This window comes from Nitrososphaerales archaeon (assembly GCA_032906765.1).
Classification (GTDB): domain Archaea; phylum Thermoproteota; class Nitrososphaeria; order Nitrososphaerales; family Gagatemarchaeaceae; genus DASPPF01.
In genome coordinates, this window is sequence record JAJTZB010000005.1 from 90436 (window position 1) to 115138 (window position 24703).

The following is a 24703-nucleotide window of genomic DNA, read 5'->3' on the forward strand; positions in this document are numbered from 1 at the left end:
CCACCGCGACCGCGATGGTGGCCACCGTCAAAGCGAGCACTTTCCTGACCGTGACTACCAGCGTGTCACGAAGATGTTAGAAAACGCATAGAGGCTTAAGCTTAAACACTTCGCTATTGTACCAATCCGCTATGACCCTAGACGAAAAGATCCGATACGGCATGTTGGCCCTGACCGGAGCCAGCATTGTATTCGCCGCTCTTGGCATCCACTTGGGGCCGCTCGACGTGAAGGGTGGAGCTGGACAGTAGAACGCAAGGGGGTCTGCCGTTCAGTCCCCCTTCTCCTTTATTTTCAAGATTAACTCGTCGAATCTTGTCAGAAGAGTTGGTCTGTCGAATGTCCATCTCTTCGATTCCTGATCGTACAGCTTGTACGAAATGGTGAACGACAGCGCATTAGTTTGGTCCATGAAGTACAATTCGGCCCTTTCCCTCACCGGGCCTAACATCCCCTCGAGGCGCTGCATGGCCTCAGTGAAGAAATCGACTGGGAAGGCCAGCTGGGCAAAGTAATCCTTTCCACCTGCTTCACACCACACGAACGGCAACCCGTCAATCTTCGACATCAACTCCATCCTTTCCACCATACTCAAGTCTCTGACGATTACGTCCGCCCAGAAATATCTGTGCTGCCTGTGCAACGCCCTGTCAATCGTGTAGTCGTACTTGGTTCCCGGCCAGCGCACGGTGTAACCCTTGATTAGACCAGAGTCGATGACGTGTGTGTTATGGTGCCAGGCCAGTTTCTTGTAATTCACCCTGAGTTTCTTAGAGATTTCCACCAGCGGTCTGGAAGCGTCGATGTCGAGTTCCTTCAGAATGAGCAAATCGATGAGGTCGAAATTCGCCCTCTGGGACGGGGAGTATGCTGCCATGCTGGTTGCCCTGCTGCTCCGCGTTGACCAATCGAAGTTCCACCTTCCGGTGTTGAAGTCGTAGAACTCCGCTCGCATAGGGAACCTCCTGAACCAATCGAACACACGAATCTCGATATTGGAGAATAGACCCTTGCGTTGGAGTTCATTCATGAAGCGGGCTAATTCCTCGACGAATTCATTCGGAACTGCAGCGCCAACTAGATAGTTCCCCTTCGGGAAGAGCTTCTCGAAGCTGGTAACGTAGCAGAGCTCACTCATCGCAGTAAGTATTGGCTGGGCATATTCCCTGGAATCCCCTGGGAAGTCAATAATCATTTCCAGTTGCCGCAGTCCAAGTTTCTCGTTATCGACTAGCGCTTGGACTGCGAATCCCCTTTCGACAATCTTCTCCTTGTACCTGTACCTCACCGACTCCTTGTACTGCCCGAGCCTCCTCGCTATCTCTGGTATGTCGGGCCCAATCTCTGAGATGAGCTGGACCAGTTGAACGGTCCTCGCGTTCACGTCTTTCTTGGCGCTCTCTAGGCGTGACAATGTGGGTGTTGCTTGGGTTAGCAGGGTCGTGGTCATTCTTTCTTAAATCTATGGGATTTCCGAAAACGGGTGCGATTCTCCCCAGTGGCCGAAACGCATACCTACATGTATGAAATACCGTCTCTCGCGACAGGTGGGTGGCGCGATTTGTGTAATCGCTGTCAGAACTTCAAGCGCGATTCACGCAGGCTCGGCGAGATGGTGCTGAAGAAGGGATTCGTAAACTGTCCTTGTAGGAAGGGCTGCTCGCGATTGATGGAGGGCGTCTGCGTCGACTGCGGACATCATGTTGGAGGGTCTGGACTTTAGGGCAAGGGCTTCGCTACGCTCAAGAGAGGAGGGAGAGAGGAGAGCCGAACAGCTCACTGCGGCGACGCGGCGCCAGGTTGAGGTCAGAGTCGTAGCCCCAGCGACCGCAATCATGGCATTCTGTCGGGGGAGAGTATACCCTCGGGGTCTGTGGCCCGCTTAATCTTCTCCAACAGCTTCGTCTGGACCTCGTCCTTTGCGTAGACCCTCTTCAGGATCCCGACACCGTGATGGTGCGAGAGAGTCGCGTCGTGTGTCCCCGCGACCTTGGCCAGCGCCCCCCAGACCTTCCAGTACACCTCCTTGCTGGGTTCGAAGATGACTGTGAAGTAGATGCAGGCTCCTTGGTCGTAGAGGTGGGAGACGTGGGCCCCGACGCCCGAGACCCCCTTGAGCTTCTCCAGTGATTCTACGGCATCGACGTAGAGCCCGTAGAGCCTTGTCCACTTCGCACCCATCTCGATGGTGTCGAGGGTGTAGCCCATCTTCCGCACCGTCTCAATCTCCTCTCTGAAGTTGAACCTCCTCTCGAGCCATCTGTCTACAAGCTCTGAGTTCGCGACTGTGGAGACCTGCTCCAACATCGCTGAGACCTCCTCTCTCACCGTCCCGAAGACCGCCTCGGAGTTGAAGTGGTAGACCAGGAGCATTATGCACGACTGCTCGCCGAACTGGAAGACGGCCTCGACCTCGTTGTAGGTCCTGCAGACGGCGGGCCTGACGTCCATGTCCATCAGCGCCTTCGACGCGTTGATTGCGGCTTCGAAGCTCGAGAAGCTGTATGCTGCCTTCCACACATGCTTGGGAAGCTTGCGGATCTTCAGCTCAGCCGCCGAGATTATGCCGAACGAGCCCTCGGCTCCGAGGAAGAGCTTCGCGAGGTCGGGGCCCATGGACGAACGCGGCGCCCCCCTCTTCCTGGTCCAGACGACCTCACCAGTTGGAAGGACCACCTCCAGCCGCAGCACGGAATCTTCAATCCCACCGTACTTGGTGCTGTACTGCCCCGTCCCCATCGTGGACACGTATCCTCCGACGGTCGCGAGTTCGAGCGACTGCGGGATTTGCGAGAGGGTGAAACCTGTCGCGTTGAGCTTGGCTTCCACGTCCTTGAGCCTGACTCCGGCTTGGACGGTCGCCGTCCTGTTCGCTTCGTCGAGGTCAAGTATCTGGTTCATGCCACTCATGTCCACGACCACTCCGCCCGAGGGGATGGAAGCACCAGTTACCGAGCTCCCTCCTCCACGGATGTACAGGGCCACTCGGTTGGAGGATGCGAAGTTGACGAGCGCGACCAGCTCGTCGATGCTGACCGGCCTCACCGCTGCGACAGCCTTACCCTGCGCCTCGCTGTCTAGCCAGAGGAGGGGCCACCAGTCCTTCAGGTACGCTGATACGTTCTTGGTCACTCGGTTAGGAAGAACCCCTTCGAGCTCCTCAACAAGCCTATCAGTCTCAGCCATCTCTCGTATTCTTCCTGCTGGCCTGGTGTGGCCTTTCTGCTAAAAACGTCTGCCTCGCCTCTGACCTTCGTCAGCTCTTCCAGCGAGCCCTTGCCCTCCGCGGCCATCTGCAAGATCGCCAATCCCCTGGAAGTGGCCTCCACGTCCCTGTTCCTCTCGACCGCCATCCCGGTGGCAGCCGAGATTCTCCTCAGGAGTTCGTCAGACTTCGACAGTGCGCCGTCGGCCCTGAGGGTTCTCACCTCCTCCTCGGCCTGCTCCAGCACGAGCTTCACGTGGAAGGCTATCGACTTCAGCAGCCCGGAGACCAGGGCCCGTTTGTCGGATCGGAGGTCGAGGCCTGCGATCAGCCCCTTAGCGGAAGGGACGCGCGGAACCTGCAGGCCGGAGAGAGCGGGGAGAAAGAGGACGCCCCCATCCGTCTCCACCTCCAAGTCGCCGTAGTCCTTCAGGATTCCCATCCCCTTCATCATATCCACGGCCACGCCGGTCGTCGGGAGGTAGCCCTCGACCCCGAAGAAGACCTTGCCCCTGTGCTTGAGGAGGACGAGCGGAATGAGGTCGCCCTTCCTGCGGAAGCCGTCGGTGGGCACGTCGACGAACGTCCCCGTCCCGTTGGTGACCTTCGCGATTCCCCCCTCTGTCGCGCCTTCGGCCACGCTCGCGGCCTGCTGGTCAGCTATCAGGCAGTCGAGGTCGAGGCCGTCGAACGACCCGATTCTCTGGGTGTTCTCGACGAGTTCTGGCACCTCGGTCTTGAATCCGAAGAGGGACGTCACTGTGCCTATGGGCTTCATAGTCCTCGGGTCGATTATTCCAGTGAGGCAGGCGTTGGTGGCGTCCGAGACGAACCTACCTGTGAGCCTGTAGGCGAGGTAGGCGTCCAGCGTCCACTCCATGTGACCCTCCCCCATCGAAGGGTTCAGCTCCCTGAGCCTCAGGAACTTCATCACAGGGGAGTAGGCTGAGATGACAAGGTCGAACGGGGGCACCCTTCCCAGAAGCTTCAGGTGCGCAGGCAGCTTCCTGAACGTCGAGAACACAGACCTGTCTGTCCAGGTCACGATAGGTGTGAGTGGCTTCCCTTCCTTGTCCCAGGCCACGGTGGACGCTCTGTACGTGGCCAGGCCTGCGGACTTGGCTCCCAATTCCTTACTCTTGAGGAGGAGGTGCTTCACTGCTGAGAAGAGTTGCTCTGCGTCTTGGAGCCCCTCGGTGACCGGCACTGCCACACTCTCCGAGTGGACCCTTCTGAGTTCAGAGTCGTACACGTTCAGCTTGATCCTAGTCGTTCCAACGTCGACGCAGGCGTACAGGTCTTTGCCGCTCAACTGGTCGCTCCTGAGACCGCGTCTTCTACAAGCTCGGCGAGCGCAGGGGCGGCTGTCAGCCCGGGGGACTCGATTCCGACAAGGTTCACGACCCGCCTCCTCCTGTCGATGTCGATGACGAAGTCCTTCGTGGGCGAGAGCGGCCTGACGCCCGTGTAGACTCGAACAAGCTTCCCTGCGTCGGCGAGGAGGGGACCGAACTTCTGCGTCAGCAGTTTCACGTCCTCATCCGTAAACGTGTTGTCGTCCTTGGACCGGGTGACTCTCAGGGTAGGGCCGAAGATTGTGGTGCCGTCCACAGCGGGGATTATCGCGCCCCCCTTGGTCCTGGAGCCGACGCTGACAGGCAGGGGAGCGATTATGGTCTTCAGGCTCAGGCCGGAGTAGACGGCCATCACGCCGAGGCCCGGCTCCAGCCTGCCCAGGTCCCTGCCCAGCAGCTTCGCGATGTCGTCCGAATGCAGTCCTGCGGCGTTCACCACGTACCTCGCCATGAAGTCCCCCTTGCTCGTTCTGAGCAACGTCGAGCTCTCGCCGACCTCCGCTCCAGTCACTTCGCAACCAAACTCGAGTACCACTCCCCTGCCCTCGAGAGCCTGCTTCAGCCTGGCCACCAAGGACGCCGCGTCCACTGTGCCGTAGCCGTGGACGACGACTCCCGCGGTCACGGACTCCGCAAGCGAGGGCTCGAGCTTCCTGAGGCTGGAACCGCGCATCAGCTGGGTTCTGAATTGCCCGCGGAGGTTTGCGAGGAGGTAGACGTACGCGAAGAACAGGACGGGAAGCCTCAGCCATCCCCTCACGACGAGCAGGGCCGGCATCCTGAGGAGCTTGACGTCCAGCTCACTGCAGAGGCTGTCGTACATCGCGTTTCCCTTTCTGGCCAGCTTGCTCTTTACCGAACCGAAGGGTAGCTGCACCACGTGAATCACGTTCGCCTGGCCCGACGTGACTCCCATTCCGGCGTCGCCATTCTTCTCGAGCAAGCACACGCGCATCTGCCTTCCGGAGAGCCTGTACGTCACCATGAGGCCGACAATCCCCGCCCCTATGACTGCGACGTCGAAGACGCTCCCACTCTTATCCAAGGGGACGTTCAACCACCCAAGCATCCACAGGATGGCCCAAGCTCGATTGCCCACACCGGGTGAATCTCTGCCCCGTAGCCGTGGTCTGTGTCAAGCACGAGGGCGCCCGTGATCGTGATTCTGTCTCCAGGCTTCATCAGGTTGAGCTGGGAGGCGAGCGACGGCTGCTGAGACGGGACCACCTCAGCGTGCATGAGACCGGCTTCGAGCACCAAGTTCCCGATCGAGAGCGTCTGGGCATATGGCTGGTCGAGCCTGATGTCAATCCCGAAGTCGTTGTCGTTGGACGGGCCGTACTGGGGCGTGATGCCCTCGACCACCCCGCTGACCGTCACGCAGGTGCTCAGGACCCGGAGCCTCTGTGGTCCCCACACGCCGCTCTGGACAGTGCCGGCTCCGGCGATGTTCCCCTGCATGCAGGAGGACGAGGAGTTCGTCTGCATCCACTGGGACGCAATGAGCGAGTCGGGATAGAGGGGGTAGAATGCATTGCGCGTGTTGTAGGAGAGTGCGAGGGTGTTGCTCGCCAGCGAAACAGGCAAGAGGACGACGGCAGCGACCAAGGTGAGCGCGAGGATTCGCCTTGAAGCCTCCGCCTTCAGGCCGGCCCAAGTGGAAGCCAGAAGGACTGCGAGGCCGACGACCGTGGCCACCGGAATCCAGAACGGGCTAGCGGACAAGAAGACGCCGAAGGTGGATGTCAGCGCAGCCCCAGCCAGGAGCAACCCCCCCGGCTTGCCCCCGCTGACTCCTCTGGCGATGATGTAAGCTGGAAGTATGAACGCGCCGTCGAAGAAAGTCATGGGCGTGCTCGCCGCGTCGCCGCCGTAAAAGACCAAGCCGAGGACTGTAGCCAGGGCTGTGCCGAGGAGGACCACGCCCATAGATGCACCGAGGGGACCGATGCGCCGCTTCAACTTCGCAAGGGCGAAGACCTGCAGGGGCCTCACTAGGGCCGCACCAACGACGAGCAGGGTGAATGCGGAGTGAGTGTACGCGACCAAGCCCAGGGCCGCGGTGTTGGCTACTAGGAAGACAGCAGTCGCGGGGACGGGGTCCATCAAGAGGCCTGCGGTCAGCATTCCCAGGGCGCTAGCGCCGTAGCCGAAGAACAGGTACGCGACATTGCCAACGGTCAGCGACGTGACGAAGGTGAGGATGGCGGTGAACGCGTACGTCTTGTCCTTCATCCGATCACTGATTCGCCCTCACGGCCTCTCAGTCATATAACCTCTCTATGGTAGACAATCGTGGGTCGGCGAGCGCCTTTTTCCTTCTATTGAAGGACGGAAGCTGCCATCGTCTCACGCCGCACGAGTCACATTCGGGCAGTGGCAAATCCATAGATAACCTGGGGAGGGGTCAGATTGCCGCGAGTGTGATAGAGGCTTGTCACCCAGAGGAACAAGATTGAGGGTCTGGCTTGATGTACTCACGCCAAAACAAGTCCTCTTCTTCGCCCCTGTCGTAGAGGCGCTCCGGAAGAGAGGATGCGAGGTCCTGGCTACGTCGAGGAAGTACAGAGAGGTCGAACCCGTCGCCAGGATGCAGGGCTTGGACCTGAAGTATGTGGGCGAGAGGGGCGGAAAGGATCCGGTCGATCAACTGCTGGCTGCCACGAAGCGCCAGGCGGAAATCATTCCCATCGTCAAGAGGTTCAGGCCGGACGTGGCCTTGTCCGTGGCCTCCGCAGTCTGTGCGCGTGTCTCGTTCGGATTGCGCGTGAAGCACATCGCAGTCAACGACTCGCCTCATTCACAAGTTGCTGGGCGCCTCTCCCTGCCACTGACTCACCACCTCCTCTGCCCCTGGGTCGTCCCCTACGAGGCGTGGTCCCAATACGGCCTCACCCGCTCGATGATAACCCGCTACCGGGCGCTCGACCCCGCGGCTTGGCTGAAGCGCAGGGCGAAGGAGGGCCCGTTCCCCGATCTTGACCCCGCCAGGAGGACAATCACAGTCAGGCTCGAGGAGAGCTACGCGCCCTACATGGCCGGCACAGACAAGACCATCTCCGACGCAGTGCTCCTAGGCATCGCCGAAGCTTTCCCAAACCAGAACCTTGTCGCGCTCTGCCGCTATGGCGACCAGCTCGGTCGTGTGAAGGCGAGGTTCGGCACAAGATACGTGGTGCCCGAAGAGGTCGTCGACGGGAGGGCGCTGCTGGCGAGGACGGACGTCTTCGTCGGGATGGGCGGGACCATGACGGCCGAATCAGCCCTGATGGGCGTGCCGACCGTGTCCATGTTCCAGGGTTCGCTCTACACTGAGAAGTACCTAGAGTCCGTCGGGCTCCTTGCGAAGGCGTCCAAACCAGAACAGCTGGTCCGCCAGGTGAAGCGGCTCTTGGACGAGAGGCAAAGGCGCGAAATCTCGACGAAGGCCGCGAAGGTGCTAGACTCCATGGATGACCCTGTGCCGATAGTCGCCCGCCAGATAATCAAGGCGGCCAAGCAAGGCTAAATCACCTGCCTGACCCAGCGTGAATCGGTAGCCCGAGCAGCCCGGTGGAGGAGCAATCCGCTGAGTGTAGTCGGTCAAGCATAGGGGCCTTTGGAGCCCTTGACAGAGGTTCGAATCCTCTCCGGGCTACCACTATTCAGGGGCTAGAACAAACCAGGTTAATACGACCACCCGTAGACTAAACAGAACCATCAAGTGTCGGATTTATTAGAAAGCTACGAAAAAACGTCATAATGTCCGTTCCCTCAAGCGAATACGTTTCAGCCGCATTGGGCACGAGGGGCCTGACGCTCCTGATTCGGAACGCCACATTGCTGAACGTCTTCACAGGGGAAACATACGAGACTTCGATAGGCGTGTATCAAGACAGAATAGTCTACGTCGGCACAGCCTCGGAGGGTCTTACGGCAACCGAGACGATAGATGCAAAAGGCATGATAGCCATACCGGGCTTGATAGACTCTCATCTGCATGTCGAGAGCAGCATGGTCACTCCGTCGAAGTTTGCGGAAGCAACGCTCCCCCACGGATTGACAACAGCATTCGCCGATCCACACGAGATTGCAAACGTCATGGGGAAACAAGGTGTGAGAGCAATGATAGAGGACAGCAGAGGTCTACCGTTGAAGTTATACTTCTATGTTCCAACATGCGTTCCTGAGTCGAAAGCAGTCACAGCCGGAGCAGAACTGACATCCAGTGACATCGAAGAAATGCTTGGCTGGCCGGGGATATGGGGATTGGGCGAAGTCATGGACTATCCGGCCGTTCTGAGAGGAGAACAAAAGATGGTGAACATTCTCAAATCGGGGATTGAACACGACGCTGTGGTAGACGGTCACGCTCCTCTTCTGTCCGGCCGCGAACTTAACGCGTACATTGCGTCTGGGGTCGAGGCTGATCACGAGATTTTCACAGTTCAGACCATGCTAGAGAAGTTCAGGCTTGGCATGTACGTGAAGCTAAGGGGTCCATACGTTCTTGACACGAAGAAGTTCGTAAAAGGACTAAAGCGCATTCTCCATCCGTACAACTTGATTCTTTGTACTGATGACGTCATGCCGGACAATCTCGCAAATTTGGGACATCTCGACTACGTCTGCAGGACATTCATTGAAGAAGGTATGGACCCTGTGGAAGTAGTAAGGAGCGCCACTTTGAGGCCGGCCCTGCACATGAGAATGCATCGACTGGGCGCCATCTCGCCCGGTCGAGTAGCTGACATAGTGCTGCTCAAGAGCCTCAAGAAATTCGCTGTCGAGCTCGTCGTAGCCAACGGAGTGCCGGTGGCCAAGCAGGGGAAGATGCTGGTCGATTTAGAAAAGAGGACCTTTGACAGCTCGGCAAGGAATACGATGAAGCTCAAGCCTCTCAAATTGGAGGATTTCGATGTGCATCCTCCTCTCGTGAACGGTTCTGTCTACGTCAACGCCATAGACTTCCGCAATTCCAAGAAGCACAAGGATGAAGGAGAAAGATTCTTCGAGATGGTTCTCACAAAGCTGAACAAAGTGAGGGTGGACATCAAGAATGGCCAGCTCTCTCTCGGGAATGTCGCGCTTGTGTTCGTCTTCGAAAGACATGGGAAGAACGGAGGAAAGGCCTTCGGCTTTGTGAGAAACCTCATAGGCAGTGGGGCTGTGGCAACTACCGTGGCGCACGACGCCCATAACCTTCTGGTCGTGGGAACAGATGCTAGAGATATGCAAGCGGCTGCCAATCTTGTTATAGAAAGCAAAGGTGGCATTGCCGCAGTGAAGGGGCTGAAGACCCTGGCCCGGATAAAACTGCCAATTGCTGGTCTGATGTCAGATCAGCCTCTTGAGCAAGTCTCCAAGGAAATGCAAGCGCTGCGCAACGCATTCAAGAAGATAGGTGTCCTCGATCATCCCTACATGCCACTACCGTGTCTTCTCGCACTCTCTGTGATTCCTCACGCCAGGATAACTGACAAAGGCATTTTTGATGTGGATAAGCAGAGATTTGTAGTGCCTTTTGTCGCTTGAGCAGTTGGTAGTGCGAGGATTTTTCAAACGAGTGAAGAGCAAAAACGAGTTCAGTCTAGGGCTGATCCTCTCGAGTCCAAGAGTGCAAAGAAGCCAGGTCAGTGTATGAAAAGTTGCAGCTCCTCTCGCTCAGAAACTCTGAGAATTCATTGGCGCGAACACGCTCAGGCTGAGGATCAGAGAGATGGCTGGGTCTGTTTCTGCTTCGCTCCCATCAGGACTTTCTCAGAAGTTACTGGGAGGTCGTCCACAGAGACTCCCGTCGCGTTGAGGACTGCGTTCCGTATTGCGGGTGCGGGGAGGACTATGGGGGGCTCCGCGATGATCTTCGCGCCGAAGGGGCCTAGCGGCCCGGGAACCTCCACGATGTACGCCTTGAATTCAGGGGGGATGTCCATCGACGTGGGAATGTAGTAATCGCCCAAGTTGGGGTTGATCACGAACCCTTCCTTCTGCACGAGCTCCTCCATGGTGGCATAGCCTATACCCTGGACCGTGCCGCCGTAGATCTGGCCCAGAACCCCGCCGGGATTGACCGCCCTGCCCACGTCGTAGGCGGTGTGGACCCCTAGAACCCTATACCATCCCGTTTCGGTGTCCACCTCCACCTCGGCCACCAGCGCTCCCCAAGTGTACTGCAGGTAGGGCGTTCCCTGTCCAGTCTCCGGGTCCCAAGGAGCGGGCGGAGCCATGTAGAACCCATCTTCATCCATCTTGATGCCCCTCCTGTAGGACTCGGCCACAAGGGCTTCCCAGGAGACCGAAGTAGATGGGTTGCGGCGGTCGAAGGCTATTCCGTCGACTATGGCCAAGCTCGCGCCGCTCACCTTCAGCATTTCCGCTGCCACCGCGTCAAGCCGACTTCTCAGCTTCCCTGCGGCCAACAGGGCCGCGTTTCCGCCAATCACCACCACCCTAGACGCGACCGTGGGACCGCTCTCTCGATGTTTGGACGTGTCGGGCCGTTCCATCTTGAAACGACTCAGCGGCACGCCCAGGACGCTGGAGGCCACCTGCATCATGCCGGACACGGCGCCAGTGCCGTACTCCGTCAGGCCGGTGCCAAATGATATCGTGCCGTCCTTCTCGATTTCAATGTGGACGGCGCCGTAGTCGTTCCCCTCCGGACCTAGGGAGTTCCCGTGCATCAAGAGGGAGATGCCCAGCCCCCTCCTGACGGTCCCCGTCTGAGCCTTGTACCGGGAGTTCTTCTCCCAGTAGTTGCTGGAGGCAACCACCTTTTCGAGGCACTGAGGAAGCCCGCAGCTGTCGTCCATAAGAGCCCCCGTGGCGTTTCTTTTCCCAGGGACCAGCATGTTCTTCAGCCGAAACTCCAGAGGGTCGATGCCCAGCTTGTGGGCCAGCTCCTCGATTTGGCTCTCGATTGCGAAGATGGCCTGGGGGCCGCCGAAACCCCTCAAGCTCCCGGCATAGGTGTTGTCTGTGTACACTAGATAGGAGTCGGCCTTCACACTGGGCACTTCGTAGGCACCGGTGCAGTGAAAGGTTGCCCGCATTATCACAAGGACGCCCAGAGATGCGTAGGCTCCCGTGTCGCTCACGAGCCTCGCCTCGTCGGCGAGGAGCAAGCCATCGGAGGTCACTCCAGTCTTGTGTCTGATGATGAAAGGATGCCTCTTGGTATGCATGATCATGGAATCTTCTCTGTCGAGGCTGCAAAAGACGGGCTTGCCGTACTTGACTGCTGCCAGTGAAGCGGTGGAGCAAACGTCGAAGGGTGTTTCGTCGGACTTGGGGCCGAAGGCGCCGCCCGTGACCGCCTGGATGACGCGGACCTTTCCTAGGGGCAGGTTGAGAACCTTCGCGACAGCGGCCTGAGTGTGATGAGGGCTCTGCATGGAGCCAATTACGGTAACACCACCATCTCCGGATGGGATTGCCATGCCCATTTCTGGCTCCAGGGGCGCGGCGTCTTGGAACTGGGTTCTGTACGTCTTCTCCAGAACTAGATCGGACTGGGAGAAGCCCTTCTCCACGTCGCCCTTCCTGATTCTCATCTGCTTGGCGACGTTGCCGTTGGGATGTAACTTGATTGCGTCAGGCTTCAGTGCTTCGAGGGGATCGAAGACAGCAGGCAGAGATTCGTATTCGACTTTGATGCTCGCAGCGGCGTCAGCAGCAGCCGGCCAAGTCTCGGCCACGACTGCGCCTATGATGTCGCCAGTGGAGCGCACTTCGGATTTCGCGAACAGCTGCCTATCCGGCAGGATGCAGCTGGACTCGTTGACGCCGGGGATGTCCCTCCACGTCAAGACGCCCAGGACCCCAGGGTGCGCCTTCGCTGCTGCCAGCTCCATCCCTCTGATTACTCCGTGGGGGATAGATGAGTGAAAGAGTTTGGCGTATGCTGTGCCTCGGGGTACGAGGTCAGCCGTGTAGACAGGCTTGCCGAGAACCTTCTCCAGGGAATCTACTCTGGCAACGTTCTCCCCAATGTAGAGTAGGCGCCCCTTCTCTGCCTTCTCCTCAATTGACTCGAGGAACTCGGAGACCTGTTCAGTCATGGCCTCGCCTCCTTCCTGCACCCCTCCCGGATCGAATCTAGGATTGGGTAGTAGCCCGTGCACCGACATAGTATCCCGCTGATTGCCGTCTTGATTTCACCAGTCGAAGGATTGGACGAGTGCTTTGCTAGGTCCCAGGCGGCCAAGAGCATGGCGGGGGTGCAGAAGCCACACTGAGCGGCGTTGTTGGCAACAAAACTGCCTTGAAACCTCTTCATGACGGGGTCGTCGAGCAACCCCTCCAAGGTCACGACTCTTCTTCCATCGCACTGCGCAGCCAACATGAGACAGCTGTTCACCAGCTTCCCCTCCACTAGAACAGCGCAGATGCCGCAGTCCCCAGTCCCGCATCCTTCTTTGACCGACTTGAGCCCCATCCGCTCTCTGAGGACGTCTATGAGCCTGTCGGTGGAATCTACGTGGAAAGAGTGTTCGGCCCCGTTGACGTTCAACGTAACGGGATGCTTCGTCGTCTCAGGCCAACCCCCTGATCTTTTCGGAGCAGCGTCGAATCAACCTCTTCAGATAGACCTGCGCCACCTCGGCGCGGTAAGCAGCTGATCCCCTGAAGTCGCTGGTCAGATCTAGTTCCGAAGCCAACATCCTCTGAGCTTCCGCGATGGTCTCCTCGGAGAGCCTGCGCCCAGCGAGGAACGTCCCAGTCTTTGCTGCCAGTGCGGGGACGCGACCAGCCACCCTGTTGAGGGCTATTCTCGCCGAGTGGACTGTAAGCAGGTCATCTTCCAAGCTCAGAGAAAGGGCCTCGTTCACCATGGAGAGGATGAGCATGTTTCGACGGCCCAGCTTCTCGAACGCAGACCAGCTGCGCCCATTGGGAGATTCGAAATAGATCTCGGAGAGGATTTCCGAAGGCTTCATGGCTGTTGCCCTTTTTCCGACGACGAAGTCCTTCAAGGGGATAGAACGCTCCCCTTTGGCGCTGATTAGCTTCAGCTGGGCATCCAGCGCCATGAAGACCGGAATCAGGTCTTCGGAGGATGCGGCCGAGCAGATGTTCCCGCCAACGGTGGCAACATTGCGAACCTGCGGGGCCCCGAATAGCTCGGCGGCCTCATGCACAATCGAAAGCTTCTCGCCAAAAAGGGGGGACTCCAACAGGTCAGTAACAGTGGTGAGAGCCCCCAGCCGGACCACTCCGTCTGACTGACGGATGTATCTAAAGTCACTCTGAAAGGAGGAGATGTCAAGCAAGACTGCAGGGGCAATCCGCCTCTTTCTGATACGGGGGAGTAGGTCCGTCCCGCTTGCAAGCACGGCTACATTCCTATCTTCAGGTTCTAGGAACTTCAGCGCGTCGTGCAAGTTCGGTGGTGAGTAAAGCTCGGGGTGCAACCCTACCCACCTCTAATCTGGGGCGGCTTCAGAAGAGTGTCTCCGAGCCTCTTCGAGGTCCCCTGGAGTGATGCTTCGAGACTGGCATCTTCAGCTTCCACTTCCACCTCGCCTCCCATCACCACATGTCCGGGGCGATCCTGCCAAATCTCTGATGAGAGCAGTCCTTCGAGTTAAAAGCCCTTCGTGTCGGGCGGGAATGAAGTGGCTCTCTCCCAGGTCGGACGTGCGTCTATGACGGGAGGTTGTGGGAGATTCTACTGCGCGGAAAGTTCTGTCCAGGCCTACTGCGAATGGAACTCTGTATAAATCAGGAAATCGAGGGTTTTCCCGTCATGAAGGCTCCATCATACGTAGGCTCAATGGCCGGAAAGGATTTCCTGAATACTAACGACCATACGCAAGAAGGGATCGCAGCGATTCTCAGAGCAGCGGAAGACCTGAAGGTCAAGTTCAGAAAAAGAGCGCTCACCCATTATCTGCCCGGCAGAACTTTGTTCATGCTCTTCTACAATCGCTCCTTGAGGACTAGGAACTCCTTCGAGGGAGGCATCTATCAACTGGGCGGGCACGCCCATTTCATGAGTTCCAGCGATGTCTACACCCCGACACTACCCGAGGACATGGTCCCCTACCAGACAGAGGCAATTGCCGACGTGGGAAGGGTGCTTTCTAGGTATGGGGACGCGATAGCCATTAGGATTTACGGGGATGCCGCAAAGTGGGTGATAGGAAGAGGCCACAAAGTCATTCAGGAATTCGCACGCTGGAGCGATATTCCCGTGCTGAACATGGAGGACGACATGTACCACCCGTTCCAAGCCCTAGCAGACGTGAAGGCAATCGTTGACGTAAAGCCCAAGCCGAAGAAAAAGAAGTTTGTCGTATCATATGCCTACTCAGGAGGTCTGAAGCCTCTCGCTGTCCCTCAGAGCTGTGTGCTGATAGGAACCCAGTTCGGCATGGATGTCGTGTTGGCTCATCCAAAGGGGTTTGAGCTGGAGGACAGCGTAATCAAGGCATGCGAGGATAACGCCGATAGATACGGCGGAAGCTTCGAGGTGGTGAATGACATGAAACAGGCCTTCGAGGGCGCTGACTTCGTCTACCCCAAGGCCTGGTCGCCGAAGACCTTCGTTCCACCATACAGTCAAACTGTGAACAAAGACGGCGCCTCGGAGTATCAGAACAAGTTCAAAGATTGGATATGCACGCAGGAAATGATGGACCTAACGAACAAAGGAAAATACATGCACTGTGGGCCTGCAGACAGGGGGCAGGAAGCAACCGACGAGGTCATCGACAGCAAGACCTACTCCCTCTACTTTGAACAGGCAGAAAATCGGTTGCACGTCCAAAAGGCAGTCATGGCCATGGTTATGGGCCCAAAGAAAAGATGATTCCCAGGGGGCCACACAATTGACAAGTGGTAGCGGTGCCATCCTTGACGCCATCGGGAACACACCGATTGTAAAGCTCGCGAAGATACCTTCCGCAGAGGGAATAAGATCGGAAATCTATGCAAAGCTGGAGTTCTTCAACCCCACCGAAAGCCTGAAGGACAGAATCTACAAGGAAATGATCCAAGGAGCCATAAACAGAGGGGAACTCAGGCCCGGAATGGAGATTCTGGAGGCTTCGACTGGAAACGCCGGGATCGCGTGCACCTTTGTCGGCACTCTGCTCGGATACAAGGTGACCATCGTCATGCCCGAGGGGATGAGTGACGAACGGAAGAAACTCATCAAAGCCTTTGGTGGAGACCTGATTCTTACACCGGGCGGTGAAAGCGATGTGGACCTGTGCCTCAAGAAGGTAGAGGCGCTCATGAAAAGAAACAGTGGCAGGTACTGGTTTCCCGATCAGTTTTCCAATCCCGACAATCCTTCAGCCCACTACAAGACGACAGGGGCGGAAATCTGGAGCCAACTGGGCGGAAAGGTTGATTGTTTCATCGCGTCGCAGGGAACAGGTGGAGCACTGACAGGAGTCGGAAGGTTCCTCAGGGAGAGGAACCCGCAGGTCAGGCTCTACGCGGTCGAACCATCGGAGGCACCCATCCTTTCTCAACGCAAATGGGGAACCCACAAGATCGAGGGGATAGGCGATGGATTCGTTCCGAAGAATCTCGACCTAGGTCTGTTGAACGGCGTGATAACGGTGTCGTCCAGCGAGGCCATCGGGATGACCCGTCGGCTTACGAGAGAAGAGGGAATATTCTGCGGCATATCTTCGGGATGCAACGTGGCCGCGGCCATCAAGGTTCTCAAGAAGCATCCGGAGATACGGAGACTCGTAACCATGATAAACGACTCGGGTAGCAGGTATCTCTCCACAGAAGTATTCGGAGTAAAGAAGGAGAAACTTAGAGTAACTCGCAGAAAGCACGAGCTCGACCAATACAGCCTGGAACAGCTTGAGAGACACCAGTCAAGGTTTGAAATCGTAACCTAGATTGACAGTACCACTCGCGTCCCTGCCGAACCGTCGTTCTGTTCTGGACCGTGGAGATCTGTGTACGTAAAGAAGCTAGTCTGCTCGAGATGCGGCAAAGAGTACCGGCCAGAAGACAACCCTCTCCTGTGCGAAAGAAGAGATCTTGGGCGGCTGGACATAATCTACGACTACCGCGCCATCTCAGGCAAGGTGACTCGCGCCACGCTGGAATCAAGAAAGTTGAGAGATGTATGGCGTTATGAGGAGCTACTGCCTGTATCCTCAAAATTCGCCGTCAAGCTGGGAGAGGGCGGAACACCTCTCATCCACGCAAGGAGGCTTGGCGAGAAGCTTGCAATGGGAAACTTGTTCCTAAAAGACGAGACAAGAAACCCCACAGCCTCTTTCAAGGACAGGGCCATGGCCGTCGGCTTGGCAAAAGCGATCGAACTCCGGAAAGAGGACGTGGTGATAGCCTCAAGCGGCAACGCTGCGGCATCATTGGCCGCCTATTCTGCAGCCGCCGGCATAAGATGCCATGCCTTCGTCCCCCACGACGCATCCAAAGGCAAAGTGGCCCAGCTTCTCATGTATGGAGCGGCCATCGTTCGCTGCAAACAAGTGAAGGAGGGAGAGGATTCCACAGTGCAGTCGATGATCGAAGCCGCGGATAGATTCGGGTACTACCCATGCCCAAGCTTCGGGCCCTTCAATCCATATCAAGTAGAGGGGCCAAAGACGATAGTCTACGAACTCTACGAGCAGCGAGGGTGGGCGAATATCGACATAATCCTCGTCCCCACAGGGTCTGGCTGCCTTCTGACAGGCATATGGAAAGGCCTCGAAGATTTCAAGAGACTAGGCTTGATCGAATCCCTTCCGCGCCTCGTCGCGGTCCAGCCCGAAGGAAACAGCGCCCTTGTCAAGGCTATCGAGGGAGGCCTGGGATTCGGTCAAATAGTTCTGGAGGCCTATCCGAAGTCCATCGCGTCCGGCCTTCTAGACCCCTATCCATGGGATGGAGATGCGGCTATGGCGGCGGTCAAGAGCACGAACGGCGCGGGTGTCTTCGTGAGCGACGAAGAGATTATGCAGGCTATGAAGGACTTGGCAGCCTATGAGGGGGTATTCGCGGAGGCTTCGGGGGCCGCTGGTCTTGCAGGACTGAAAAAGATGATGACAGACAGGGTTGTCGAAAAGAATGGCAACGTAGTTGTCCTAGTCACAGGCTCGGGTCTGAAGGAACCAGACAGAATAATCGAGATGCACCCTGAGCCCCTCCTCGTCTAACCTGGCCGGAAAGTGACGTAGCCTAACGAATGAACTCCGATGACCGTTCCGTTGGGCTATGGCTTAAAATACTTCGAGGCGTCTTGCAGGTCTAACCGTCTTGGAATTGAAAGAATATTCTTTCAAACTCAACGACAAACCTGTTGTGGTAGAGGCGCCGCCCGCATACACGCTGCTTGAAGTCCTGAGGGGCATCCTCAATCTCACTGGAACCAAGAATGGTTGCAGCAAGGGAGAGTGTGGCGCTTGCACCGTGATGATAAACGGCAAGGCGGTTCATTCATGCCTCACAATAATGGAGCAGGTGCAGGGCGCCGAGGTAATCACAATCGAGGGCTTGGCCAAAGACCCACTGTCGGAAGCGATTCTGAGGAGGTTTGTGGAGGAGGGAGCTGTCCAGTGTGGCTATTGCACCCCTGGAATAGTAATGGCATCGAAGGCCCTGCTGGCCAAAAATCCACGACCAAGTGTTGACGAAACCAAGGAAGCTCTGAGGGGAAACCTATGCAGATGCACTGGGTATACCAAGGTCGTAAAGGCAGTCGCGAGAGGAGTTGAATTCGGTTGATTACCCTCTACGACATTGACGTGGAGAGCCCCAGAACGCTCGAAGAAGCGTTACAGAGGATAAACCAGACAAGACGCAGAGTCATCGCCGGAGGTACCGACGTTGTGATTCAGATGAAGGAGGGGGTCCTGGCGGAGAGGAAGCTGCTGAACATCTATCAGCTCGACGAGCTCAGATACATTCGACAGGATGGGGAGAGTCTTCGCATAGGCGCCCTTACCAGCCTCACAGACATAGCCGAGTCGCGGGAAGTAAGGAGATTCGCGCCGCCCCTCGCCCAAGCCGCGGGCACGATAGGATCGATACAGGTCACCAACAAGGGCACCATCGGAGGCAACCTGGGGAATGCCTCGCCCTCAGGCGACTGCATACCACCACTTTACGCGCTAGAAGGAAGGGTAGTCGTGGCCAGCCTGACGGGGAGACGGGAGGTACCGGTCAGGGATTTCTTCAGGGGTTACAAGCAGCTGAACCTGCGACAGAACGAACTGATCACCGAAATAAACTTCAAGAAAATGGGGGACGAAGAAGACGGTCTCTTTCTGAAACACACCCTCAGGCTCGGTGAGGCTTGCTCCGTAGTCAGCGTGTGTATGTGGCTCAGACGGGGTGGAAGGAGAGCAGAGTTCGTCGACGCCCGAATTGCCTTGGGGGCCGTGGCGCCGACTGTGGTAAGGGCGGACAGATCTGAGGAAATATTGAAGCATGGCATCCTCGACGAGCGTAGGATAGAGGATGCCTCACAGGCGGTGACCGGGTCCATTTCTCCGATAACGGATGTCAGGGGATCGGCCGAGTACAGGCGAGAGATGGCGGTCAACCTGACTTACCGAGGACTCCACGAAATCTTGGCCAGGAGCATCGACAGGAAATGAGCAAAGAAGAATTCAAGTGGGTAGGCAAGCCCGTTCCGAGAAGGGATGCCCACGAGAAGGCCAGTGGTGCGACTAAGTACGCGTCAGACATGTCGTTGCCGGGGATGCTCTGGGCAGGGGTGCTCAGAAGCAAGCATCCTCATGCGCTGATTAAGAGAATAGACACTTCAAAGGCCAAGGCCCTCGCCGGCGTCGCGGCCGTTCTGACTCACGAGGACGTTCCGGGAAGCAACAGGTATGGAGTGTTCCTCCGCGACAGGCCGGTCCTATGTGACGGCGAAGTTCGCTATGAAGGAGACGCGGTGGCACTAGTCGTAGCGGAGAGCGTGGAGAAGATGGATGAGGCGCTAGCCCTGATAGAGGTTGAATACGAACCTCTTCCGGCTGTTACAGACCCCCTCCAAGCTCTCAGACCCGACTCGGCAAAAGTCCATGAAAACGGTAACGTGTGCAGAAAGACGAGAATATCGATTGGGGACGTGGAAGCAGGCTCCAAGAGAGCTGCTGTGGTGGTCGAGAATACATACCGCGCAGGCTCGGCGATACATGCTTACCTAGAGCCTGAGGCAGGAGTGGCCTATCTCGATAAGGAAGGAAGGGTGAACCTGGTGGTAGGAGGGCAGGGGCCCTACAAGGACAGGTCTGAGATATGTGAAACCCTGGGCCTCCCCGAAGAACGTGTCAGAGTGGTGACACCGCCAGTGGGAGGCGGCTTCGGCGGAAAGGATGACGTCCTGGTACAGCTTCATCTTGCTCTGGCGGTCCTCAAGACGGGAAGACCCGTGAAGATGACCTGGACCCGCGAGGAATCTTGCATAGCAGGCCTGAAGAGGCATCCTGGTATAATCAAAATGAAGACCGCGGCAGAATCTGACGGCTCACTAATCGCAAACAAGGTAGAGATAGTCTATGATACCGGAGCCTACGCAGGACTCGGCCCGGCCGTTCTGGACGTGGCCATAGAAAATTGTTCGGGTCCGTACAGAATCCCGAATATCGACGTTGAAGCAACGCTGGTCTACACCAATAATCACGTCGCGAGTGCCTTCAGGGGGTTCGGTGCCCCGCAGGTCATGTTTGCCATAGAGAGCCAGATGGACATTCTAGCGGAAAGGCTGGGTTTGGACCCCATAGAACTCAGACTCAGAAATGCCCTAAGAAAAGGAGACATTGGCCCATTCAAGAACAAGCTCGAAGGAGGGGTCGGAATCTACGAAGCATTGGAGAAAGCTAGGAAGCACGAGCTGTGGTCAAACAAAACGAGGTATGGGTCTGGCGACCGACCTTGGGTAAGACGAGGCGTAGGCGTCGGGGCCGCAATCAAGGGATTCACCTTGGGTGCCGTTCCTGACAAAGGGTCTGCGAAGATAGAAGTTACAGGAGACGGTAGGTTCTTGGTCAAGGTCAGCACCGCGGAGATCGGCCAAGGCATGACGACAGTCTTTGCCCAAATAGCCGCGGAAGCCCTAGAGTGCAATCTCGACGATGTATCCGTCCTCTGCGCAGATACGCTCCAAACGCCAGACACCAGCGTGACCTCCGCATCTAGGTCGACGTACCTCGGCGGCAACGCAATCATCTTGGCAGCAAGAAAGATGCTGGACACTTTCGTCGAATTAGTCGGGGAAGAATTCAACGAGCCAACGGGAGACCTGCAAGCCGGGTCGTCCGAGGTGGTCTCGATGAAGACGGGCAGGAAGATTTCCTACACCAAGATAGCCGAGAAGATAAGGTCCAGAGCGCTCACCGCGGAGTTCGTTGGGACATTTGACGTCCCGCGTGTCGAGCCAATCCCTGGTTCGTTGGAGATACCCCACCTATTCTACATGTTCTCCTGCGCCCTGGCCCTTGTTGAAGTTGACACGCTGACAGGCGCGGTCAAAGTAATCAAGCTCGTCTGTCTTCCCGATGCAGGGAGAGTCATCAATCCGCAGACGTTCGAGGGGCAAATAGAAGGAGCTGCTGTTCAAGGGGTTGGGTACGCAATCATGGAGGAAGCCAAGATAGAGGGAGGGTTGCTCAAGACATCCAACTTCTCGACATACCTCATACCTACCGTAAAGGATGCTCCGGAAATCGAGGTGATTGCCGTGGAATCCGTGGAGAACACAGGACCATACGGGGCGAAGGGAGTGGGTGAAATCGGGCTTGTACCAATCGCACCAGCGATAATAAACGCCATCTACAACGCCACGGGAACAAGGCTGTACGAGATTCCAGCTACCCCGGAAAGAGTCTACTGGGCTCTGAAAAGAAAGGTAGTTCCCAGTGTCTTGACGCAAGGGTCGTCCGACACCCCAGTTGATTCCACGTACAACTCGTGCGTGGGGTCCGCGCCGCAGAGTCAGGGTCAAGCGTGACGAAAACCAGGTGGTTCTTCGTAAGACTCGAAATGGGACTCGGGTTCAACTGCAGATCGTGGCAGAGACGCTCGTGGGTAATCATCTCAAGTCTTTGGTATTACCAAAGACAACACGGCAGGATGTCCTGAACAGCGCGAATCAATGTCGGTCCGCTGGCTTCTGGACATTCACGAGAACAGATTCGTTGTAATGTCCGATTCTCCCCTTGCTACCTCTTATAAGTGGTGGCGCTCACATTGTCGATGTGCAATCCCCGGACCTGCATGGGAGGGATCTGATATCTACACAAGACTGGAGGAGAGAAGAGATCGATTACCTGATGGAATTTGCCAGAGACATAAAACAGAAGTATCGTTCTGGCAGCGTCCCGGAACTCTTCAAGAACAAGACCTTCTTCATGCTCTTCTACAACACCTCGACAAGGACTAGGTCGAGCTTCGAGGCCGCAGCGACTGTCCTTGGAGGTCACTCACAGTTCATCGACTTCGCCACTACAAGAGGCGCCGAAGGTGAATCGATCAAGGACATGGCGAAGATGTACGAGAGATTGGGACACGCGCTCGGAGTAAGAATCCTGGAGTCTGCCGTGGACTACGTGTATGGAAGGGGAAATGCGGTAATCAGGGAATACGCGAAGCACGCAGACATACCAGTGGTAAACATGGCCGACGATGTCTATCATCCCACCCAGGCAATAACCGACGTCTTCACCCTCAAAGAAAAGTTCGATGGGAAGCTGGCGAGGAAGAAGTACGTCATCATGTGGAGCTATAGTGACCACGTCAGAAGCTGGGGAAGCGTACAAGACGAGATGCTCATCGCTACGAAGTATGGCATGAACACGGTACTCGCCTACCCCGAGGGCTTTGACCTTGACGAGAACCTGGTTCGAGAGGCCAAGAATAATGCTAGACAGTCTGGCGGGGGGTTGGACATTAACCACAACCTCGAGGAGGCCATGAAAGGAGCCGACGTGGTCTTCCCCCGCAGTTGGGCGAGCCATGAATGCGTCACGACCGGCATAAACCGGTTCGGGAAGGAGAAGGAGGTCGAGCTTCACAACAGGTACAAGGACTGGCGCCTGACGACAAAGTTGACTGACGCCATGGACAAGAATGGAATTGTTACCCATGTGCTCCCTGTCTTCAGAGGTCAGGAAGCCGATGACGAGGTCATGGACGGTCCAAGAAGCGTCATCTACGACCAGGCAGAGAACCTCCTCTACGTAAGAGCGGCTGTGCTGGCCTTGTTGGCAGGCTTGGAAAAGCAGGAACTTCTCTCTCGGTCAACGACCGAATCGAATCCCACTTGTTGACGCCAGGTTAAGGCCAGAAGGGTCAGTTTTAGGTAGAAGAACCTCAAACCCACCCTGTCGTGGAGCCTGACTGGACAGTCTTCGTCCGGGGTGCCTCAGGCCCCGCAAAAACGTCTAACTTCTTAATATCTGCGCTCTATTCTGGCGGGATTTCCTTGTAAGCCAAGGAAATGTCCACGCCTCTGCGCTTATGATATGCCTTGGAAGCGAAGTAGATTACTGCCCCAGAAATGGTCGTGAGTATGACGAAGGTGTAGGTCAGGGAATTCAGGGACCACACTCCCGGATTGGCGAGGAATTGGTACGACAGGAAGCCGAAGACGAAGAAGTTGATGATTCCTGCGGCCACCAGAATCGCCTTGCTCATGCCGCTCTCCTTTCTTAGACCCCAGACCGCCGCCGCCAGCCCTACAAACATGAAGTAGATCATCGAGGCGATAATCGCTCCGAACAGACTTGACATGCCCGAGTAGTAGAATGATGCCAGCCCCACGAGCACGATCGTCAGGACCAGAGAGATAACTAAGGCAGTTACCGGTGAACCGAACCTCGGATGCACGTTCGATATCCGAGATGGAAGGAATCTATCGAATGATTGAGCCAGCAGATACCTCGAAATTACTATTACACCGTAGGCAAGCACACTCACGTTAGCGAGAATCCATCCGATGCCGATTAGACCTGCCACGATGTTGTTCCCGGAGACACCCATGGCCAAGGTCCAGAAGTTGAACGAGTAGTTGTAGACTAGGTTGGGATTGGCGTAGGCCCCGTTGGTGAACGCCTGACCGGCCACGAGGTACATAACGCCAAGCGACCCCGTGACAAAGACGAACACCAGAATCGCGGAAATGGGGACGTTCCACCTCAATGCGGACTTGCCCTTGATCTCACTGGCGACGGCCGGCGCTGCGTTGAGCCACGGGTATACGAAGGCGGCCATCAATGGAAGCAGAAAGAGCGTGTTTCCGAAATTGAAGAAACCACCGGGATAACCACTCGAAATAACATGGTAGGTGTTCGTCCCGTTTACGGCCATGTAGCCGTTGTTAATGAAGTTCTGGACCCCGCTAGACCCAGCACTGAGCAGGACTGCCATTGCGAGGATGAGAGCGAAGAATCCGAAGATCGTGAGAACAGAGACGAGCCTGTAGCCCGCTTTCGGCCTGATTATGTTGACTCCTATGAGGGCGGCGAAGATTACGGCGCCCACCAGAAACTGAGCCCAGGGAATCGCCCCCGTTACATTGCTGGGGACGGCGAGGCCGAAGAGAGCCGAGTTGAAGGTGAAGAACAACCCTACTGACCCTACCGCAAAGACGGTAGACAGCACTATCAGGGCGAGATACGCGGTTGTCTCTGTCGTGTAGCCCATGAAGGAAAGGATGCTCCCTGCTGGGCCCCCAAAAACTCTAGACACCCAGACATAGTCACCACCAGTCCTAGGCATTCTCCGAGACATTATGGTGTAGACCGCTATCTGAGGGAAGGATACAACAAACGCGATTACCGAAAGAAGAACAAGGTTTACGCCAGACATGTCCGCCCCAGAGAAGAACATTGGAACCAGGCCGGAGATTCCTATGACACCGAGCAATGCACCTACCGACATATTGCTCATGTTCATGGCGATGCTATCGAAGAAAGAGACGTTCTTGACCAGACCAGTCGCTTCACGTACGAACACAGATGGCGTCTGAGGACCCGCAGCTTGCCTCTTCTGCTCGCTCAAGGCTAGCTTCGCTCGTAATCGTTGGTCTTAGGCGCTTATTTAAGCTCCACTCGTCGCTTTGAGTGTTGGCCTCTAATCTAAGATGATTGAGCTTGAACAGGAATGTGAGCCGTGACGAACTCGCTATCGAAGGACGCTTCCAAATGATCTGAGACCCATGTCGGCTGTGACA

The 24703-nt window shown here is 56.6% G+C and carries 18 protein-coding genes and 1 tRNA gene; 10 read left to right on the top strand and 9 right to left on the bottom strand.

Going from position 1 to position 24703, the window contains the following annotated elements:
* Window positions 1-271: 271 nt before the first annotated feature.
* From LYZ69_06755 to LYZ69_06775, 5 genes are all read right to left on the bottom strand, one after another.
* Complete coding sequence (locus LYZ69_06755) at window positions 272-1414, bottom strand: Lrp/AsnC family transcriptional regulator (protein ID MDV3278149.1); 1143 nt, start codon at window positions 1412-1414, stop codon at window positions 272-274.
* Window positions 1415-1833: 419 nt separating this feature from the next.
* Window positions 1834-3186 (bottom strand): FAD-binding oxidoreductase, encoded by a 1353-nt coding sequence (locus LYZ69_06760; protein ID MDV3278150.1) that lies wholly within the window; start codon window positions 3184-3186, stop codon window positions 1834-1836.
* Window positions 3129-4517: a hypothetical protein gene (locus LYZ69_06765; protein MDV3278151.1), complete on the bottom strand. Its 1389-nt coding sequence runs from the start codon at window positions 4515-4517 to the stop codon at window positions 3129-3131. Before LYZ69_06765 ends, LYZ69_06760 begins: the two co-directional genes overlap by 58 nt.
* Window positions 4514-5605, bottom strand: coding sequence for an FAD-dependent oxidoreductase (locus tag LYZ69_06770; GenBank protein MDV3278152.1), 1092 nt, complete (start codon window positions 5603-5605; stop codon window positions 4514-4516). The genes LYZ69_06765 and LYZ69_06770 overlap by 4 nt, the downstream gene beginning before the upstream one ends.
* Window positions 5606-5613: 8 nt before the next feature.
* On the bottom strand, window positions 5614-6795 hold the full coding sequence (locus LYZ69_06775) for a hypothetical protein (GenBank protein MDV3278153.1): 1182 nt from the start codon (window positions 6793-6795) through the stop codon (window positions 5614-5616).
* Between the two features lie 220 nt (window positions 6796-7015).
* Here LYZ69_06775 and LYZ69_06780 point away from each other — a divergent pair, with 220 nt between their 5' ends.
* From LYZ69_06780 to ade, 3 genes are all read left to right on the top strand, one after another.
* Complete coding sequence (locus tag LYZ69_06780) at window positions 7016-8068, top strand: DUF354 domain-containing protein (protein ID MDV3278154.1); 1053 nt, start codon at window positions 7016-7018, stop codon at window positions 8066-8068.
* Between the two features lie 38 nt (window positions 8069-8106).
* Window positions 8107-8200: transfer RNA gene (locus LYZ69_06785), tRNA-Gln, on the top strand.
* Window positions 8201-8301: 101 nt separating this feature from the next.
* Window positions 8302-10074 carry an adenine deaminase gene (gene ade, locus LYZ69_06790; protein MDV3278155.1) on the top strand — a complete coding sequence of 591 codons (1773 nt, stop codon included), beginning with the start codon at window positions 8302-8304 and terminating at the stop codon, window positions 10072-10074.
* A gap of 176 nt (window positions 10075-10250) precedes the next feature.
* On the opposite strand, the gene LYZ69_06795 is transcribed toward ade, so the two are convergent.
* The 3 genes from LYZ69_06795 to LYZ69_06805 are packed head-to-tail and all read right to left on the bottom strand — an operon-like array spanning window position 10251 to window position 13952.
* A complete protein-coding gene (locus LYZ69_06795; protein ID MDV3278156.1) occupies window positions 10251-12599 on the bottom strand; it encodes a xanthine dehydrogenase family protein molybdopterin-binding subunit in 2349 nt (782 codons plus the stop codon).
* Window positions 12596-13051: a (2Fe-2S)-binding protein gene (locus LYZ69_06800; protein ID MDV3278157.1), complete on the bottom strand. Its 456-nt coding sequence runs from the start codon at window positions 13049-13051 to the stop codon at window positions 12596-12598. The genes LYZ69_06795 and LYZ69_06800 overlap by 4 nt, the downstream gene beginning before the upstream one ends.
* Before the next feature lie 22 nt (window positions 13052-13073).
* Window positions 13074-13952 carry an FAD binding domain-containing protein gene (locus LYZ69_06805; GenBank protein ID MDV3278158.1) on the bottom strand — a complete coding sequence of 293 codons (879 nt, stop codon included), beginning with the start codon at window positions 13950-13952 and terminating at the stop codon, window positions 13074-13076.
* 335 nt (window positions 13953-14287) lie between these two features.
* Here LYZ69_06805 and LYZ69_06810 point away from each other — a divergent pair, with 335 nt between their 5' ends.
* The 7 genes from LYZ69_06810 to LYZ69_06840 all read left to right on the top strand — a co-directional run bounded on the left by LYZ69_06810 (window position 14288) and on the right by LYZ69_06840 (window position 22799).
* On the top strand, window positions 14288-15352 hold the full coding sequence (locus LYZ69_06810) for a hypothetical protein (GenBank protein ID MDV3278159.1): 1065 nt from the start codon (window positions 14288-14290) through the stop codon (window positions 15350-15352).
* Window positions 15353-15371: 19 nt separating this feature from the next.
* A complete protein-coding gene (cysK, locus tag LYZ69_06815) occupies window positions 15372-16406 on the top strand; it encodes a cysteine synthase A (protein MDV3278160.1) in 1035 nt (344 codons plus the stop codon).
* Between the two features lie 60 nt (window positions 16407-16466).
* Window positions 16467-17678: a threonine synthase gene (thrC, locus tag LYZ69_06820; protein MDV3278161.1), complete on the top strand. Its 1212-nt coding sequence runs from the start codon at window positions 16467-16469 to the stop codon at window positions 17676-17678.
* Between the two features lie 100 nt (window positions 17679-17778).
* Entirely contained in the window at window positions 17779-18246 is a 468-nt protein-coding gene (locus LYZ69_06825; GenBank protein MDV3278162.1) for a (2Fe-2S)-binding protein, read from the top strand.
* The gene (locus tag LYZ69_06830) at window positions 18243-19121 is read left to right on the top strand and encodes a xanthine dehydrogenase family protein subunit M (GenBank protein ID MDV3278163.1); all 879 of its coding nucleotides are present in this window, start codon (window positions 18243-18245) and stop codon (window positions 19119-19121) included. Before LYZ69_06825 ends, LYZ69_06830 begins: the two co-directional genes overlap by 4 nt.
* A complete protein-coding gene (locus LYZ69_06835) occupies window positions 19118-21481 on the top strand; it encodes a xanthine dehydrogenase family protein molybdopterin-binding subunit (protein ID MDV3278164.1) in 2364 nt (787 codons plus the stop codon). Before LYZ69_06830 ends, LYZ69_06835 begins: the two co-directional genes overlap by 4 nt.
* A 322-nt stretch (window positions 21482-21803) precedes the next feature.
* Complete coding sequence (locus LYZ69_06840; GenBank protein ID MDV3278165.1) at window positions 21804-22799, top strand: hypothetical protein; 996 nt, start codon at window positions 21804-21806, stop codon at window positions 22797-22799.
* 136 nt (window positions 22800-22935) lie between these two features.
* On the opposite strand, the gene LYZ69_06845 is transcribed toward LYZ69_06840, so the two are convergent.
* Window positions 22936-24531 (bottom strand): APC family permease, encoded by a 1596-nt coding sequence (locus LYZ69_06845; protein MDV3278166.1) that lies wholly within the window; start codon window positions 24529-24531, stop codon window positions 22936-22938.
* Window positions 24532-24703 lie beyond the last annotated feature (172 nt).